This window comes from Mesorhizobium sp. WSM4836, assembly GCF_055811815.1.
Map to the genome: position 1 here is coordinate 70,477 of NZ_JBVVQF010000016.1, position 16,055 is coordinate 86,531.

Below are 16,055 nucleotides of genomic sequence, written 5' to 3' on the forward strand. Positions count from 1 at the left end.
GATAGAGGCTAACGATGGGGGGAGATAGCGCAGTCGGTGCAAACGCCCAGAGCCGCGCGGCGATTGCGATGATCCGGTGGTCGAAGGCCTGCCAGCGTGGCTTACATCCGTGCTGCATGTGGCGGCGGCGCGGCACGGCCGATTTCAGCTGATGAGTATCTCTCTTGCCGAGGCTGAAGAGTTCATGGCGACTGCTCGCGGCGCGATGCCTTCGGCACGGGCTATGGCAATCCAAAGATGTTCGGCGTGGTGACAGGCCTGGAGCGACTACGCGCCCCGTGTGCTAGCCGCTCATCCAAGGCATCTCGATCGCGCCGAACGATACAGCGATCCCGAGGGCCATCAGCACAATGCCCAAAGCAACTTCGAAGCGGCGGCCGCGCTGAAGCAGCTTCTCGACAAAGACGACCAGCGTCAACAGCAGCATCCAGGCGGCGCTCATGATGCCCACCGCGACCAGCACGGCAAACAGAGCCCAGCAGCAACCAAGGCAATAGAGTCCGTGCCGCAGCCCCATCTCGAGTGCGCCAACCCGCCCGTCGCGCCAATGCTGCGCAAGGAAAGCGAGCCGCGAACGGCAATGGCTGAGGCAAATGTGTTTGAGGGTCGTGAATTGGTAGAATCCGGCGAGGCCAAGCGTTATGCCGAGCGCGAGCGGCGCCCATTTCGAACGCTGAGGCGGATCGAGGCTCGTCGCGAACTCGCTTCCGAGTTGGACCACGACATACACGAGAAGGCCCGCCGCCGCCCAGACGAGCATGTAGCCCGCGATGAATATCCACGCCGGGATGGCAACGTGCTGTTCGCGCCTGGCCTGCGCCGCCGCGAACATAAAGATCATGGGCGCGGCCGCCGGCAGCATCATAGCGGCCATCATTACCGTCCATACAGCAAGAAAGACGGCGGCGCCGGCGAGTGACCAGCCGTCGGCGGCAATTCCGGCCATCGCCATGCCGGCCATGCCTTCCATACCCTCCGTGCCGCCGCGCACCGCAATGCCCATAGGCATATCCATGCTGAGGGTCAGCGCCCACGCCGCCGCTGTTAGCACAACGAGCGATGCGAGAAGGCCGACCGGCATGCCACGCAAGTTCCGGAGCCACGACGATTTCCTGAGCAACGCGTCAGGCATCGGCACGCCCCTAGTTCGGGCCGGTCCAGTCGAACGGAATGTGTTTGCTGGAGCGGGCCGTGCCCGTCCAGTCGAGCCCGAAGCCTTTGGTGCTCACCTCGACCGAATGCCCCCAGGTGGCAACCTGGCCCGGGCCGACCTCCGAGCCCGGCGCGTTGATCGTCTGCACCCGCTTGCCCGGTAGTGTTGTGGGACCTGAAAGCGCTTCCGCATGCCCGACGACGAGGCCAGGAATCTCGACCCGCCAGGTAGCGAGGTCGCCCGCCATCTCGAAAGTGATCGGCACGAACTCCATGCCACGCATCTCGCCGATGTTGGCGGCAAAGCCCGCCGGCCAGCCGCCGGCCTGCCCACCGAAGATCGCCTGCAGGGCTTCACGTTGCCGCTCGTTCGCCTTCTCGTCGAGGTACATGCCCATCACGGCCTTTGCCTCGCCGGCCCATAGATTGCCTTCGAACTCGCCGAGCGCCACCAGCGACAGGCCGTCGAGCTTCACGTCGCCATACTGACCCTCACGCACATGCCAGGCGAGCACGCCTTGGCAGTGATTGCCGGTCGGCCGCTGGGCGAACTCGCAAGGGCAAGGGATATCGCAGCTGCAGATGTCGAACCAGTCGCCTGCGAGCCGCCATTGAGGCACTGCATTCATGGCTCTTCCTCCCGGAATATAGGGCCATTTATACGTCGAAGGCGGGGCGCACTCCAGCAGTTAGTGCATCGCTCGCTGATCTTGGTGGACTTGCCGCGCCAGACACAGGTCACCGCGTTTTCATCAGCAACTGCTCGCGACAGAACCCAGCCGCCATGCGCTCACCCCCGTTCCGGTAAAAATCGTCGCAGGTCTCCAATTGAGCTTCGCGCCGTCACGAGCGTTTATGCCTGAGTTCGGCAGGCAAAATCAAAAAATTATCACTGGCGGAGAGGGAGGGATTCGAACCCCCGATGGGCTTGCACCCATGCCGCATTTCGAGTGCGGTGCATTCGACCACTCTGCCACCTCTCCGCGGTCATGGTCCGCCGTTGCCGGCGCGGCGCACTAGATAACGGCTGGACAGGCAGGTTACAAGGGCCAATCTGCCCAGGCGCGACAGCTTCTGTCCACGCTTCTTCGAGGCTCCGGTGGCCACTGCTCGATATTTGCAAGGTCTGGACTCAACCCATTCGCAGCTTGCGCGCGGCGCTTGCCTTGACTCAAGCCGAACCTTCGGTTAGGGACAGCGCGCAATCGGCGTGGAGGATCTTCCGCGCCGCTTGTCTTTTGAACCCGCAGACTGACAAAAAGACGGCCGAACCGCCTGAAGCGGTTCATCAAGGCCGACCGAACAGCGAAAGGCAAAAAATGTTCGCAGTCATCAAAACGGGCGGCAAGCAGTATCGCGTTGCCGCCAACGATCTCCTGAAGATCGAAAAGCTCGAAGCCGATGTCGGCGACATCGTCGAGATCGGCAATGTGCTCGCGCATGGCGAGGGCGAAAACGTCACGTTCGGCGCGCCGTTCGTCGACGGTGCGATGGTCACCGCCGAAGTTGTAGAGCAAGGCAAAAACCGCACCGTCATCGCCTTCAAGAAGCGCCGCCGGCAGAATTCGCGCCGCAAGATCGGCCATCGCCAGCTTTTGACCACCGTCAGGATCGCCGAGATCCTGCTGGGCGGCGCCAAGCCGGCGAAGAAGGCCGCCGCCAAGGCCGAAGTTGCGGCGAAGACCGAGGCGAAGCCTGAAGCCGCGCCGAAGGCCGAAGCGAAGGCCGAGGCAAGTGAAGCCGCCGCGCCGTTGTTCAAGGCGCCGAAGGGCGAGCCGGACGATCTGACGGTGATCAAGGGCATCGGCCCGGTTGCCGCCGGCCAGCTCAACGAACAGGGCATCACCACTTTCGCCCAGATCGCCAAGCTGTCCGACAAGGATGTCGCCAAGATCGACGAACACATGCCGTTCAGCGCCGACCAGATTAAGGACTGGCGCGAGCAGGCCAAGGAATTGGCGAAGAAGTAGAACGAACTGGCGCAATCATCGCCGGATCGGACTTGAAACGGAACGCGAACGCGTTCATAAGATCGTTTAGGCGCCTCACGGCGCATCGGAGTAGTTAGATGGCACACAAGAAAGCTGGCGGTTCGTCGCGCAATGGTCGCGACTCCCATTCCAAGCGGCTCGGCGTGAAGAAGTTCGGCGGCGAAGCCGTGATTCCGGGCAACATCATCATTCGTCAGCGTGGCACGACGTGGCATCCCGGCACCAATGTCGGCATTGGCACGGATCACACGCTGTTTGCGCTCGAAGCTGGCGCAGTCACCTTCAACAAAAAAGCCAATGGCCGAACCTACGTATCGGTGAACCCGATGACGAAGGCAGCGGAGTAGCCGGTTCCGCAAGAGAACACCGGCACCCATCTCGGGACCGGTGTCTGGCCAAGCCAGGAAAAGGATCAGGGGAGATGGGTTTCCATCTCCCTTTTTTCTTGCCTGGAGGACTTTGACATGGTTGCCGAAGCGGAAGACTCAGACGACGAAAGTTACACGATAGATTGCCCGGTGCTCGCGACCGAGCGCCTGGTCATGCGTGCCCCGCGTGAAAGCGACGTCGAGCAATTGGTGGCGCTCGCCGACAACCGCCATGTCGCGGAAATGCTGGCCCGCATGCCACATCCCTATGGCGAGGCCGAGGCACGTGCTTTCCTGGCCATGACAGCATCGCGCCGGGCCGGAATTGCCTATGCGTTGACGCTGGCCGGTACCGACACCTTCGTCGGCTGTGCCGGGCTGAACACCACGGATCGCGGGCTGGAGCTCGGCTACTGGATCGGCGAGCCCTACTGGAAAAAGGGCTATGCGACGGAAGCAGCGCATGCGCTGGTCGATCTTGCCTTCCAGAGGACGTCGATCCAGGTGCTGCATGCCTCGACGCGGGTTATCAATCCGGCCTCTCGCCGCGTCATTCACAAGTGCGGCTTCCAGTATGCCGGCCAGGGCATGCTGAACTCGATCGTCGCCGGCCAGGTGCCGGTCGAGCGCTACCGGCTCGACAGGAAGACTTGGACGAGCCTCAGGAACTGGGTGCATTTTTAGAGACCGTTTGGAAACTCTACTCTGGCGGCCATCTGATGGCGTTTTCTGCGCTTCCGGTGCTCACGGACCCAAATGTCCGCTGCGCACCGGTTCTCGAAACCACCACCATATGACTCGCCTGAGCGAATTTCGAAACGGTCTCTGAGGCGTGGCTTGGCGCGAAAGATTGCGGACCAAACTCGGGGTCAGGCCAATTCGACCCAGACCGGCAGGTGGTCCGAACCGGCCGCTTGCCGGTCGACCCACAGGCGCTTCAGCGATTTGGCAAGCGATGCGCTGGTGAAGATGTAATCGATGCGCTTGTAGCGGCTGGTATCGCGGGGCCGCTTGGGGGCGACCCAGGTGACGAGATCGGTGCCGGCAGCGCCGAGGCGCGCGGCGGCATCGACGGCGAGATCGGCGGTCACCGGCATGCCGAATTCATGGTCAGGCTGGCCGGCGAGTTCGACATGTTCCGGCGATCCGGCCAGCATGTTGAAGTCGCCCATGACGACGAAGGCTTCGGGGCAAGGCAGGTCCGGCAAGCCGATCGCGGCGACGCCAGAGAGCCCGCCGCCCTCGAGCGGTAGTTCAACAGGCGCTGGCGCAGAAAGCGAATCTGGCTCAGGCGTTCAACCGGGCTGCAATGGTCGAGATGGGTGGAATAGAAGCGGACCGGACCAAGTGGCGTTTCGATCAGCGCCTCCAGCGCGCCCGCTGGAAGTTCATCGCCTCGAAACTGCGGCTGCGCGGCAAAAGGAGATTACGCGACGGATGGATCGGCGTTCTCGACAGCACCATGTTGCCGAGTTGGAAGGTGGTCGTAATGGCACGGCCGTTCTCCAGGCGCGAGCCGGCGTCGGCCTCGAAATTGCTGCCGTAGACGGCAAAATAGTCGGGCAGCGCCTCGCCGAGCTCGGCCACCATGTCGCGGCCGCCATTCTTCGGATTGGCCCGGGTGACCTCCTGCAGCGCGATCACGTCGGCGCCGCGCACGGCATCGGCGATACGGCCGAGATCGTAGCGGCCATCGAGACCGACGCCGTAGTGGATATTGTAAGTTACCAGCTTCATTCCGACATCTCGCGCTTGGAAGCCGAGGATCGATTTTCGGCAAGGGGTCAACCAAATGCTACGTCCAGAAATACGCGCGACGTTACAATAGCAAACACGGCCCTCGCCCTTCGACCCGCCTTGGTTTAGAGCAATCCCGCAAAGCCAATAGCAGAAACCATACAATCCGATGAAATTTCTCGATCAAGCCAAGGTCTACATCCGCTCCGGCGACGGCGGCGCCGGTTCGGTGTCGTTTCGGCGCGAAAAGTTCATCGAGTTCGGCGGCCCTGACGGCGGCGATGGCGGCCGCGGCGGCGATGTCTGGGTCGAGGCGGTCGATGGGCTGAACACGCTGATCGACTATCGCTACCAGCAGCATTTCAAGGCCAAGACCGGGACGCACGGCATGGGCCGCAACATGACGGGCGCCAAGGGTGCCGACGTGACGCTGAAAGTACCGGCCGGAACACAGGTCTTTGCCGAGGACAATGAGACACTGATCTGCGATCTGACGGTCGTCGGCCAGCGCTTTCTTTTGGCCAAGGGTGGCAATGGCGGTTTCGGCAACCAGCATTTCAAGACCTCGACCAACCAGGCACCGCGCCGCGCCAATCCCGGACTGCCGGGCGAAGAGCTTAATATCTGGCTCAGGCTGAAGCTGATCGCCGATGCCGGCCTGGTGGGGCTGCCCAATGCCGGCAAGTCGACCTTTCTGGCGGCGGTAACCGCGGCCAAGCCAAAGATCGCCGACTATCCCTTCACCACGCTGCATCCTGGCCTTGGCGTGGCCCGCATCGACGGGCGCGAATTCGTCATCGCCGATATTCCGGGCCTGATCGAAGGCGCGCACGAAGGTGTAGGGATCGGCGACCGTTTCCTTGGCCACGTCGAGCGCACGCGTGTCCTTCTGCATCTTGTCTCGGCGCAGGAAGAAAATCCGGCCAAGGCCTACAAGACCGTGCGCGCCGAGCTCGAAGCCTACGGCAACGGGCTGACCGACAAGGTCGAAATCGTCGCGCTTTCACAGGTCGACATACTCGATGCCGACGCACGCAAGAAGAAGGCCGCCTCGCTGAAACGCGCCGCCGGCCGCGCGCCGATGCTGCTTTCGGCCGTCACCGGCGAAGGCGTCGAAGCGGTGTTGCGCGCGCTGATATCTGTGGTGGCCGATGCGCGCGAGGCTGTCGCTGCGCCGGTCGAGACGCGTTGGAACACATAGCCATGGCCGCGCAATCGCTGAAAAATTATCCGCGCATTGCCGTCAAGATCGGCTCGGCGCTGCTTGTCGACCGCACGACGGGCCTGAAGCGCGACTGGCTGGCCTCGCTTGCTGACGACATCGCCGTGCTGGCCAATGGCGGCACCGAAATTCTCGTCGTGTCTTCCGGGGCGATTGCACTCGGCCGCACCATCCTCGGCCTTGGCAAGCGAGCGCTGAAGCTCGAGGAGAGCCAGGCCGCTGCTGCCGTCGGGCAGATCGCCTTGGCCGGCGCCTGGTCGGATGCGCTCGGCAAGAATGGCTTGAAATCGGGCCAGATCCTGCTGACGCTCGGCGACACCGAAGAGCGCCGCCGCTATCTCAATGCGCGCGCGACGATCTCGACGCTGCTCAAGATGAAGGCGGTGCCGGTCATCAACGAGAACGACACGGTGGCGACATCGGAAATCCGCTATGGCGACAACGACCGGCTGGCGGCGCGTGTCGCCACCATGATGGGCGCCGACCTTTTGGTGCTTCTTTCCGACATTGACGGGCTCTACACGGCACCGCCCGCGCGTGACCCGCAAGCCCGGTTCATTCCGGTCGTCGACCGCATCACCTCCGACATCGAGGCAATGGCGGGCGCCGCCGCTTCGGAATTGTCGCGCGGCGGCATGCGCACCAAGCTCGACGCCGGCAAGATCGCCACCGCCGCCGGCACCGCGATGATCATCACATCGGGCACGCGGCTGTCGCCGCTGCTTGCAATCGAGCGCGGCGAGCGCGCTACGTTCTTCCGGCCGAGCGCCAATCCGGTCAAAGGCTACAAGACCTGGATCGCCGGGCAGCTCGAACCTGCAGGACGGCTGACCGTCGATGCCGGCGCCATCGGCGCGCTGCTCTCCGGCAAGTCGCTACTGCCGGCCGGCGTCAAACTGGTCAGCGGCAATTTTGCGCGTGGCGACACAGTGGCGATCCTGTCGCCGGAGGGCCGCGAGATAGCGCGCGGGCTGGTTGCCTATGATGCCGCCGATGCCGTAAGGATCGCTGGCCTGAAGACGACCGAGATCGAAACCGTGCTCGGCTACGAGGCGCGCTCGGCGATGATCCACCGCGACGACCTTGTGGTGAGCCATGCCGGCGGCGAGCAAGTAGTCCGTGACCAGGTTACATAGCGGAGGATGAGCCATGCTGGCGCTGCATGAAAAATCCCGGGACGGTACCGTCGCCCTGATGGCCGATATCGGCCGCCGCGCGCGTGCCGCGGCCCGACCGCTGGCCATCGCTGCGCCCGAGCGCAAGCACGCGGCGCTGATCGGCATGGCTCAGGCGATCCTTGGGCATGAGCAGGGTATCCTCGACGCCAATGCAATCGACATCAGAAATGGCAAGGAGGCTGGCCTGTCGGCAGCGTCGATGGATCGGCTGAAGCTCGATCCCGCCCGCATCCGCGCCATGGCAGAGGGGATCAGCGAGATCGCCGAGTTGCGCGATCCGGTCGGCGATGTCATTGCCGCATGGGAGCGGCCGAACGGCTTGCATATCGAACGGGTGCGCACGCCGCTCGGCGTCGTCGGCGTCATCTATGAGAGCCGGCCTAACGTGACCGCCGATGCCGGCGCGCTCTGCCTCAAGGCGGGCAATCCGGTGATCCTGCGCGGCGGTTCGGATTCGGCGAATTCTTCCGCCGCGATCCATGCCTGCCTGGTCGAGGGGCTGAAGGCAGCCGGGCTGCCGGAGGATGCGATACAATTGGTGCCGACCACCGATCGCGCCGCCGTCGGCGAAATGCTGAAAGGGCTTTCCGGCAATCTCGAGGTCATCATTCCGCGCGGCGGCCGCAGCCTGGTCGAGCGTGTGCAGAACGAGGCACGGGTGCCGGTGTTCGCCCATCTCGAGGGTATCTGCCATCTCTATATCGATCGATCGGCTGATCTCGACATGGCGGTCAAAATCGCGGTCAATGCCAAGATGCGGCGCACCGGAGTGTGTGGTGCTGCCGAGACGCTGCTGGTCGACCGTGCCGTCGCCGCCACCCATCTGGTGCCGATCCTCGAAGGCTTGCGGGCGGCAGGTTGCGAGATCCATGCCGATGCCGAGGTGCTGAGGCTTTATGCCGATGCCCAGCCCGCGACCGATGCAGACTGGGTGACCGAATATCTCGACGCCATCATTGCGGTGAAGCTGGTCGACGGCATTGCCGGTGCGATCGAGCATATCGAGAGTTTTTCATCGCATCACACCGAGGCGATCGTCGCCGAGGATGCAAAGGCCGTCGAACGGTTCTTCACCGAGATCGATTCGGCGATCCTTCTGCACAATGCTTCGACCCAGTTTGCCGATGGCGGTGAATTCGGCATGGGGGCCGAGATCGGCATCGCCACCGGCAAGATGCATGCACGCGGGCCGGTCGGCGTGGAGCAGCTGACCTCGTTCAAATACCGCGTGCGCGGGTCGGGACAGGTGAGGCCTTGAAACTGTTCGCAATCAGAGCCTGAGAGGCGTGCGCCCAGCCACCTCCCTCTGTCCTGCCGGACATCTCTCCCGCAAGGGCGGAGATCGGCGGCTTCGTCGCTGGCGCCTTCACTGCGACGCCGGAGATTGGCGAACATCGATGCGACGTCCAATCTCCCCTCTTGCGGGGGAGATGCCAAGTTTTCGCAAAGAGGGCAGGACAGAGGGAGGTGTTTAGCACGATGCTATCCCCTTCCGAACAACCCGTCCCCTCCCGCTACCTCCAGATGCCGCATGCCGGGAAAGGCGTGGCGGTCGGGCTGTTCGGCGGTTCGTTCAACCCGCCGCACGCCGGCCATGCGCTGGTTGCCGAGATCGCGCTCAGACGCCTTGCGCTCGACCAGCTGTGGTGGATGGTGACGCCCGGCAATCCGCTCAAGAATGCCGGAGACTTGGCGCCGCTGGCCGAGCGGTTGCAGCTATCCGAAAAGATCGCGAAGAACCCGAAGATCAAGGTCACCGCCTTCGAAGCGGCCCACCGCGTCCGTTTCACCGCCGACACGCTGGCGCTGGTCAAGGCGCGTAACCCGGGCGTCGATTTCGTCTGGATCATGGGGGCCGACTCGCTTCGCGACTTCCACCGGTGGCAGCGCTGGCGCCGCATCGTCATGACGTTCCCGATCGCGGTGGTCGACCGGCCAGGCGCGACGCTGTCGTTCCTGTCGTCGGTGGTCGCCAAGACGTTCGACTATGCCCGCGTCGACGAGGGCGACGCACCGCGGCTTGCCCGCATGGACGCGCCGGCTTGGACCTTCATCCACGGACCGCGTTCGTCGCTGTCGTCGAGCGCCATCCGCAAGGTGGCAAGGGGCTGAGCCGGCGCGGAAGGCAAGACCGCCGATGTCGCTTTTGCCGCTGCCTTGGCCAGCTTGATGGGCGATCCTCGGTCATGTCGATTCTCGAGCGCGACCAGGACAAGAACGGTCTAGGGCAGCCGGCGCCGGCGATCGCCATTGCCAGCATCCTCTTGTCCATGGCGCTGATCGCCGTCGGCAATGGGCTGATGTTTGCCTATATCCCAGTCCGGCTCGGCGCCGAGGGCTTTGATCCGACATGGGCGGGGCTGATCGTCACCGGCCTTTCGGCTGGCGGCCTCGCGGGCTGTATCCTGACCGGGCCGCTGGTGCGGCGTGTCGGCCACGCCCGCGTGTTCATGGTGCTGTCGGCTCTGATCGTGCTGTCCAACGCCGCGGTCGGCGCCGGGCCGCACCCATTGCCATGGATCGCTGCACGGGCGCTCTACGGCTTTGCCATATGCGGCCTGTTCATCGTCGCGCAGAGCTGGCTGAACGATGTCGTCGCCAACGTCATCCGCGGCCGGGTCATGGCTATCTTCTACGTCGCCTATGTCGCCGGGCTCGGCGTCGGCTATTCGACACTGGCGTTGATCGATATCCGCGCCGCTGACGCGCCGCTGATCGGCATTGCCTTCACCGCGCTGTCGATCCTTCCCGTCGGACTGACGCGGCTCGCGCAGCCGCCGGCGCCGCAAGCGGCGTCCGTGGCGCTCGGCCGCGCCTGGCGGATCTCGCCGGTCGGCGTTGCCGGCATGTTTGCCGTCGGCGGCCTGTCGATGACCATTTCGGGTTTTGCGCCAATCCATGCTACCGCCAGAGGCTACAGCCAGGCCGACGTCGCCTTGCTGCTTTCGGCAATGCCGGTCGGCACGCTGATCCTGCAGATCCCGCTCGGCTGGATTTCCGATCGCACCGACCGGCGCTTTGTGCTGATCGCGGCTTCGGCGCTTGCCGCCGCGGCCGGCCTGTTTGCGCTGGGTTTCGACGGTGGCGCGCTGGCGGCGCTGCTCGTCATCTATGTGGCTTGGGACGGCGCCTCGGAATCGATCTACTCTCTGGCCAGCGCCCATGCCGGCGACCGCGCCGGCAAGGACGATATGGTGGCGCTCTCGAGCTCGCTCTTGTTTGCCTGGTCGCTGTCCGGCTTCGTCGTGCCGGGCGTTGTGACCGGACTTTCCGCCGTTTACGGCACGCAGGCCTTCATCTATGTGGCGATCGTCATCGCCGCCGCCTACTGCCTGTTCGTTCTATGGCGCGTCGTCGTGGTGCGGCCGGTGCCCGCCACCGAGACCGGCAGTTTCGCGCCGATGACCGCGCAGGCGCCGTTGCCTGTCGATCTCGCCTTCGCGCCCGAAGGTCAGCGCGGGCGCGAAGAACTTTGAACGCCCTCCAGCTGGTTTCAAATGCTCTATTGCCGCGTGGCTGAGGCATCCGGCTGCGGCGCTTGCGGCGGCGGCGCAGGGACCGAAAGGCCCTCGGCATCGAACGCCTGCTTGACACTCTTGGTGAGGTCGATCTGGACAGCGAAGAAATCGGCAGCCGCCGTCCAGTAGCGCAATGTGATGGCGACGGTGCTGTCGCCGACGGTCGCGACAAAGGCAATCGGCGCCGGCTGCCGCCGGACGCGCCGGTCGGCGGCAACGCCAAGCATGGTCTTTTGCGCGAAATCGATGTCGTTCCACGAGCCGATGCTGAGCGTGATGTCGCCGCGGCGCACGCCGTTGCGGGTGAAATTGCGGACTGGCTGGTTCCACAGGGTCGAGTTGGGTGCAAGCACATAGACGCCTTCGACCGTCCTCAGCGTTGTGGCGAACAGGCCGATCTCCTCGACGGTGCCGGAAATGGCGCCGACTTCGACATATTCGCCGATGCGGAACGGCCGCAGCGCCAGGAGCATGATGCCGGCGGCAATGTTCTGCAGCGTGCCTTGCAGCGCCAGGCCGATGGCCAGGCCGGCGGCACCGATAGCGGCAATGATCGAGGCCGTCTGCACGCCGAACTGGCCGAGAACCATGATCACGACAAGCCCCAGGATGGCGTAGCGGACGACCTGCGAGAAGAAATGGCGGAGTGTTTCGTCGAAACCGTGAACGTGGCCGAGGCCGGCATAGATCGAACGCTCTGCGAGGCCGGCGACGATGTAGCCGATGACCAGCAGGATCACGGCGCCGACCGCCGAAAGCGAGTAGGAGACGATCAGCGTGCTGAGCTGCGCAAGGCCCGATTGCACGGTGAGGAGGGCGCTCTGGGGATCGATCGGCATGTCGGGATTCCGGTTCGTGGATGAGCCGATAACCGCTGCGGGGCGGGGCGGTTCCGATTTCTAGCCCGAAAAGCCGCATATTCGGCCGCCGCCGGGTACCTGCTTGCGAGCGGTGTCTTGAAACTGCAACCTAACTCTGCCTATCTAAGCAGTGTCACCTGATTCAGAGGTGATTTGGTTGTTCTTGCTGCGAAAGGAAATACACTGAGAACAGCACTGCGGAAGAAGGCCGACATCGTGCCTTCGCCGGCCGGGATCAGCGTAAACGACGCCGTGTCCCGCGCCATCAAGACAGTCCTTGCCAGTCTGGAAGACTCCAAGGCCGAAAACATCGTCTCAATCGACATTCAGGGAAAATCGAGCCTCGGCGACTACATGGTCGTCGCATCGGGCCGATCGCACCGTCATGTCTCGGCTGTCGCCGATCATCTCCTCAAGGCGCTCAAGGATGCCGGGCTCGGCACGGCGCGCGTCGAGGGGCTGGCTGGCGCCGACTGGGTCCTGATCGATTCGGGCGACATCATCGTCCATGTCTTCCGTCCTGAGGTCCGCGACTTCTACAATCTCGAAAAGATGTGGCAAGCGCCGGATCTCGAGGAGGAGACCCTCCACTGAGCCGTATTCGTCTCGATGCATGTCGTTGTCCGACATGCATCAGCGGCTCTTCGAGGCAGGGATGAAGATTACCGTTCATGCCGTGGGCCGAATGAAAGCCGGCCCCGAGAAGCAGTTGGCCGACCGCTATTTCGAGCGTTTCGCCAAGAGCGGTCCTGCCGTAGGCCTCGAATTCGCCGGGATCGTCGAGATTGCCGAAGGCCGCGCGCAGACGGCCAATGAGCGGAGGCGGGAGGAAGGCCAGAAGCTGCAGACACACCTGCAGCCGGGCACGGCGCTGATGCTGCTGGATGAGCGCGGCAAGAACCTTTCCTCGGAGGATTTCGCCGGCCGCATAGGCTCGCTGCGCGATGGCGGGCGCAAGGCGCTGGTGATCGCCATTGGCGGCGCCGACGGCCATGACCAGTCGCTGCGCGACCTGGCTGAGCTGACGGTGTCGCTGGGCGCGCTGACCTGGCCGCATCAGCTGGTCCGCGTGATGCTGGGCGAGCAGCTTTACAGGGCGGCCACGATCCTTTCCGGCCACCCCTACCATCGTTCATGAAGTCGGCTCGGTCGGCGAATTGACGCCAGCCGCCCGGATTTTTGCCCCAATGCTCATCGACAGTTTGGGCTCATGGGGTTTGCGGATGGCGGTTGGGGCTCGAACATGGTTGATGGTTCGTTAACGAAGCCGCGCATAGAGTTAGGCTTCAATGTCTGAAGACTGGAAATCACCAACGAGCTCCTGGCGCGTGCGCTACGGCATCGCCGTGATGGCGATCGCGCTCTCGCTCGGCATCGCGCGGGCCGAGAACACGCTCGACCTAGCGCCCGACCCGGACCAGAGCCGCGCCGAATACGAAAAGGTGTCGAAAGAGATCACGCTGTCGTCCGAGCGGCTGGCCAAGCTTGCCGCCGATATTGCGGCGGTCAAGAAGGACCACGCCTCGATCACCGCGGCGCTAATCCAGTCGGCGATGACCGAGCAGAAGCTCGGCCAGGACATCGAGGACATTGGCGGCAAGCTCCAGGGGCTGAAGGCGCAGGAGCAGAAGCTCCGCGCCTCACTGGCCGCCAGACGCGACGTTCTGGCCGAAGTGCTCGGCGCGCTGCAGCGCATGGGGCTCAACCCGCCGCCGGCGATCCTGGTCAAGCCGGAGGACGCATTGTCGTCGGTGCGCAGCGCCATCCTGCTCGGTGCCGTGGTGCCGGAACTGCGCCAGCAGACCGAGATGTTACTGGCCGACCTCAAGGAGCAGTCGCGGGTGACTGCCTCGATCGAGGCCGAGCGGGCGCGGCTGACGGCAGCGGTCGGCGAGCAGGCGGCGGAGAAAAAGCGGCTCGGCATGCTGCTCGAAGCCAAGCAGAAGCTCGCCGCCGATACGCAAACCGCGCTGACCGCCGAAAAGCAGCGGTCCGCGACGCTGGCGGCCAGGGCCGGCAGCCTGAAAGAACTGATCGCCTCGCTCGAGGCCGACAGAGCTCGCAAGGCGGCGGATGCGGCCAAGGCAGCCGAGCAAAAGACGGCGGACGCCGACAAGAGCTCGCCATCGGCGCCGGCGCCGACGGAATTGGCCTCGCTGCCGGTGCCGGAGAGCAACAGGCTCACCGCTGCCGCGCCGTTTTCCGCGCTTCAAGGGCAGATCGCGCTGCCGGTCACCGGCAGGATCAAGCGGCGCTTCGGCGCCAACGACGGTAACGGCGCGGTGATGCTCGGTGACATGGTTGCGACACAATCGGGAGCCATCGTCACAGCGCCGGCGGATGGAAATGTGCTTTATGCGGGGCCTTTCCGCTCTTACGGTCAACTCTTGATCCTGAATGCGGGTGACGGCTATCATGTCGTCCTGGCGGGGATGAGCAGAATCAGCGTCGCGTCTGGCCAGTCGGTGCTCGCAGGAGAGCCGGTCGGCGCGATGGGAGAGGCCCGGGTGGCGAGCACCTCGGCATCGAAGAATGGAAATGCCACGCCGGAGCTCTATGTCGAGTTCCGCAAGGATGGAAAACCCGTCGATCCGGCCCCATGGTGGGCGGACCGTTTTTCTGGAAGGACGTGAATGATGCGGAAACTGTCGCTTCTGTTTGCCGGCGCGCTGATGGGTGCATCGGCGATGAGCCTGGTCTATGGCGCGCCCGGCTCGACAGCGAAGGCTGCGGGCTCCGAGACCTATAAGCAACTGGCGATCTTCGGTGATATCTTCGAACGGGTGCGGGCGAATTATGTGACGCCGCCCGACGACAAGTCGCTGGTTGAAAATGCCATCAACGGCATGCTGTCTTCGCTCGACCCGCACTCCTCCTACATGAACGCCGAAGAAGCGCAGGACATGCGCGTGCAAACCAAGGGCGAGTTCGGCGGCCTCGGCATCGAGGTCACCATGGAGAACGACCTGGTCAAGGTAATCACGCCGATCGACGATACGCCGGCCGCCAAGGCAGGCGTGCTCGCCGGCGACTATATCGCCAAGATCGACGGCGAGGAGGTCCGCGGCCTGACGCTCAACGACGCCGTCGAGAAGATGCGCGGGCTGGTCAACACGCCGATCAAGCTCACCATCCTGCGCCAGGGCGCCGACAAGCCGATCGAACTAACGGTCGTGCGCGACATCATCAAGGTCAAGGCGGTCAAGTTCCGGGTCGAAAACGACATCGGCTACATGAAGATCACCTCCTTTACCGAAAAGACCTACGACGATCTCGAGAATGCCATCGACACCATCAAGAAGCAGGTGCCGAACGACAAGCTCAAGGGCTATGTGCTCGACCTGCGCCTCAATCCGGGCGGTTTGCTCGACCAGGCGGTGAGCGTGTCGGATGCCTTCCTCGACCGTGGCGAGATCGTCTCGACGCGCGGCCGCGATCCGAAGGACGTCACCCGCTTCGACGCGCGGGCCGGCGACGACATCGGCGGCAAGCCGCTGATCGTGCTCGTCAATGGCGGCTCGGCCAGCGCATCGGAAATCGTTGCCGGCGCGCTGCAGGATCTGCGCCGCGCCACGGTGGTCGGCACGCAGTCCTTCGGCAAGGGTTCGGTGCAGACCATCATCCCGCTCGGCGAGAATGGGGCGCTGCGGCTGACGACGGCGCTTTATTACACGCCATCCGGCAAGTCGATCCAGGGCAAGGGCATCACGCCCGACATCAAGGTCGACCAGCCGCTGCCGGCGGAACTGCAGGGCAGGGACCTGACGCGCGGCGAATCGGACCTCAAGGGCCATATCAAGGGCGCCGAAGAAGGCACGACCGGTTCGGGCTCGGCAGCCTATGTGCCGCCTGAGCCGAAGGACGATTTGCAGCTCATCTATGCCGAGCAGCTGCTGCGCGGCCAGAAGACCGATCCGGCGTTCCCGCCGAATCCGCAAAAGGCCGTGTTGAACCAGTAAGGGCGGGCAAGCCGGGCCAAACGGGTCTGGCCGCCTGAGCCAAGCGATGCGATGCTGCCGGGGCCGTAAG

General features: G+C 64.1%; 15 protein-coding genes, 1 tRNA gene and 1 pseudogene. 12 read left to right on the top strand and 5 right to left on the bottom strand.

Annotation, left to right across the window (positions count from 1 at the left end):
* Nucleotides 1-283: 283 nt before the first annotated feature.
* The 3 genes from AC0L2P_RS19340 to AC0L2P_RS19350 all read right to left on the bottom strand — a co-directional run bounded on the left by AC0L2P_RS19340 (nt 284) and on the right by AC0L2P_RS19350 (nt 2,135).
* Nucleotides 284-1,081, bottom strand: a complete 798-nt coding sequence (locus AC0L2P_RS19340; RefSeq protein WP_473503051.1) for a DUF2182 domain-containing protein — start codon at nt 1,079-1,081, stop codon at nt 284-286.
* Between the two features lie 61 nt (nt 1,082-1,142).
* A complete protein-coding gene (locus AC0L2P_RS19345) occupies nt 1,143-1,781 on the bottom strand; it encodes a DUF1326 domain-containing protein (protein WP_473503053.1) in 639 nt (212 codons plus the stop codon).
* Nucleotides 1,782-2,045: 264 nt separating this feature from the next.
* Nucleotides 2,046-2,135: transfer RNA gene (locus AC0L2P_RS19350), tRNA-Ser, on the bottom strand.
* 336 nt (nt 2,136-2,471) lie between these two features.
* Here AC0L2P_RS19350 and AC0L2P_RS19355 point away from each other — a divergent pair.
* The 3 genes from AC0L2P_RS19355 (at nt 2,472) to AC0L2P_RS19365 (ending at nt 4,195) form a co-directional block, all read left to right on the top strand.
* A complete protein-coding gene (locus AC0L2P_RS19355) occupies nt 2,472-3,122 on the top strand; it encodes a 50S ribosomal protein L21 (RefSeq protein WP_473503055.1) in 651 nt (216 codons plus the stop codon).
* A 98-nt stretch (nt 3,123-3,220) separates the two neighbouring features.
* Nucleotides 3,221-3,490, top strand: coding sequence for a 50S ribosomal protein L27 (rpmA, locus tag AC0L2P_RS19360; protein ID WP_023678077.1), 270 nt, complete (start codon nt 3,221-3,223; stop codon nt 3,488-3,490).
* A gap of 117 nt (nt 3,491-3,607) precedes the next feature.
* Entirely contained in the window at nt 3,608-4,195 is a 588-nt protein-coding gene (locus tag AC0L2P_RS19365) for a GNAT family N-acetyltransferase (protein WP_473503057.1), read from the top strand.
* A gap of 185 nt (nt 4,196-4,380) precedes the next feature.
* Here AC0L2P_RS19365 and AC0L2P_RS19370 read toward each other — a convergent pair.
* Nucleotides 4,381-5,248 (bottom strand): annotated as a pseudogene (locus AC0L2P_RS19370) (endonuclease/exonuclease/phosphatase family protein).
* A gap of 169 nt (nt 5,249-5,417) precedes the next feature.
* Between AC0L2P_RS19370 and obgE the strand changes: the two are divergent.
* The 5 genes from obgE (at nt 5,418) to AC0L2P_RS19395 (ending at nt 11,124) form a co-directional block, all read left to right on the top strand.
* Complete coding sequence (gene obgE / locus AC0L2P_RS19375) at nt 5,418-6,449, top strand: GTPase ObgE (protein ID WP_473503059.1); 1,032 nt, start codon at nt 5,418-5,420, stop codon at nt 6,447-6,449.
* Between the two features lie 2 nt (nt 6,450-6,451).
* Nucleotides 6,452-7,606, top strand: coding sequence for a glutamate 5-kinase (gene proB / locus AC0L2P_RS19380; protein ID WP_473503060.1), 1,155 nt, complete (start codon nt 6,452-6,454; stop codon nt 7,604-7,606).
* Between the two features lie 13 nt (nt 7,607-7,619).
* A complete protein-coding gene (locus tag AC0L2P_RS19385; protein ID WP_473503062.1) occupies nt 7,620-8,906 on the top strand; it encodes a glutamate-5-semialdehyde dehydrogenase in 1,287 nt (428 codons plus the stop codon).
* Nucleotides 8,907-9,172: 266 nt separating this feature from the next.
* Complete coding sequence (locus AC0L2P_RS19390; protein WP_352687105.1) at nt 9,173-9,760, top strand: nicotinate-nucleotide adenylyltransferase; 588 nt, start codon at nt 9,173-9,175, stop codon at nt 9,758-9,760.
* Nucleotides 9,761-9,834: 74 nt separating this feature from the next.
* Nucleotides 9,835-11,124 carry an MFS transporter gene (locus tag AC0L2P_RS19395; RefSeq protein WP_473503064.1) on the top strand — a complete coding sequence of 430 codons (1,290 nt, stop codon included), beginning with the start codon at nt 9,835-9,837 and terminating at the stop codon, nt 11,122-11,124.
* A gap of 26 nt (nt 11,125-11,150) precedes the next feature.
* Here AC0L2P_RS19395 and AC0L2P_RS19400 read toward each other — a convergent pair whose 3' ends face one another.
* A complete protein-coding gene (locus AC0L2P_RS19400) occupies nt 11,151-12,005 on the bottom strand; it encodes a mechanosensitive ion channel family protein (RefSeq protein WP_473503066.1) in 855 nt (284 codons plus the stop codon).
* Between the two features lie 237 nt (nt 12,006-12,242).
* On the opposite strand from AC0L2P_RS19400, the gene rsfS reads away from it, so the two are divergent.
* The 4 genes from rsfS to AC0L2P_RS19420 all read left to right on the top strand — a co-directional run bounded on the left by rsfS (nt 12,243) and on the right by AC0L2P_RS19420 (nt 15,985).
* Nucleotides 12,243-12,620, top strand: coding sequence for a ribosome silencing factor (gene rsfS, locus AC0L2P_RS19405; RefSeq protein ID WP_023678068.1), 378 nt, complete (start codon nt 12,243-12,245; stop codon nt 12,618-12,620).
* A 61-nt stretch (nt 12,621-12,681) separates the two neighbouring features.
* Nucleotides 12,682-13,164 carry a 23S rRNA (pseudouridine(1915)-N(3))-methyltransferase RlmH gene (gene rlmH / locus AC0L2P_RS19410; protein ID WP_473503068.1) on the top strand — a complete coding sequence of 161 codons (483 nt, stop codon included), beginning with the start codon at nt 12,682-12,684 and terminating at the stop codon, nt 13,162-13,164.
* Nucleotides 13,165-13,315: 151 nt separating this feature from the next.
* Nucleotides 13,316-14,659: a murein hydrolase activator EnvC family protein gene (locus tag AC0L2P_RS19415; protein ID WP_473503070.1), complete on the top strand. Its 1,344-nt coding sequence runs from the start codon at nt 13,316-13,318 to the stop codon at nt 14,657-14,659.
* On the top strand, nt 14,660-15,985 hold the full coding sequence (locus tag AC0L2P_RS19420; RefSeq protein ID WP_473503072.1) for a S41 family peptidase: 1,326 nt from the start codon (nt 14,660-14,662) through the stop codon (nt 15,983-15,985).
* Nucleotides 15,986-16,055 lie beyond the last annotated feature (70 nt).

Excerpts from the sequence above, each read along its gene's own strand:
- AC0L2P_RS19340 (WP_473503051.1), bottom strand. The coding sequence starts at position 1,081 with ATGCCGGTCGGCCTTCTCGCATCGCTCGTTGTGCTAACAGCGGCGGCG.
- AC0L2P_RS19345 (WP_473503053.1), bottom strand. The coding sequence starts at position 1,781 with ATGAATGCAGTGCCTCAATGGCGGCTCGCAGGCGACTGGTTCGACATC.
- AC0L2P_RS19355 (WP_473503055.1), top strand. The coding sequence starts at position 2,472 with ATGTTCGCAGTCATCAAAACGGGCGGCAAGCAGTATCGCGTTGCCGCC.
- rpmA (WP_023678077.1), top strand. The coding sequence starts at position 3,221 with ATGGCACACAAGAAAGCTGGCGGTTCGTCGCGCAATGGTCGCGACTCC.
- AC0L2P_RS19365 (WP_473503057.1), top strand. The coding sequence starts at position 3,608 with ATGGTTGCCGAAGCGGAAGACTCAGACGACGAAAGTTACACGATAGAT.
- obgE (WP_473503059.1), top strand. The coding sequence starts at position 5,418 with ATGAAATTTCTCGATCAAGCCAAGGTCTACATCCGCTCCGGCGACGGC.
- proB (WP_473503060.1), top strand. The coding sequence starts at position 6,452 with ATGGCCGCGCAATCGCTGAAAAATTATCCGCGCATTGCCGTCAAGATC.
- AC0L2P_RS19385 (WP_473503062.1), top strand. The coding sequence starts at position 7,620 with ATGCTGGCGCTGCATGAAAAATCCCGGGACGGTACCGTCGCCCTGATG.
- AC0L2P_RS19390 (WP_352687105.1), top strand. The coding sequence starts at position 9,173 with ATGCCGCATGCCGGGAAAGGCGTGGCGGTCGGGCTGTTCGGCGGTTCG.
- AC0L2P_RS19395 (WP_473503064.1), top strand. The coding sequence starts at position 9,835 with ATGTCGATTCTCGAGCGCGACCAGGACAAGAACGGTCTAGGGCAGCCG.
- AC0L2P_RS19400 (WP_473503066.1), bottom strand. The coding sequence starts at position 12,005 with ATGCCGATCGATCCCCAGAGCGCCCTCCTCACCGTGCAATCGGGCCTT.
- rlmH (WP_473503068.1), top strand. The coding sequence starts at position 12,682 with ATGAAGATTACCGTTCATGCCGTGGGCCGAATGAAAGCCGGCCCCGAG.
- AC0L2P_RS19415 (WP_473503070.1), top strand. The coding sequence starts at position 13,316 with ATGTCTGAAGACTGGAAATCACCAACGAGCTCCTGGCGCGTGCGCTAC.
- AC0L2P_RS19420 (WP_473503072.1), top strand. The coding sequence starts at position 14,660 with ATGATGCGGAAACTGTCGCTTCTGTTTGCCGGCGCGCTGATGGGTGCA.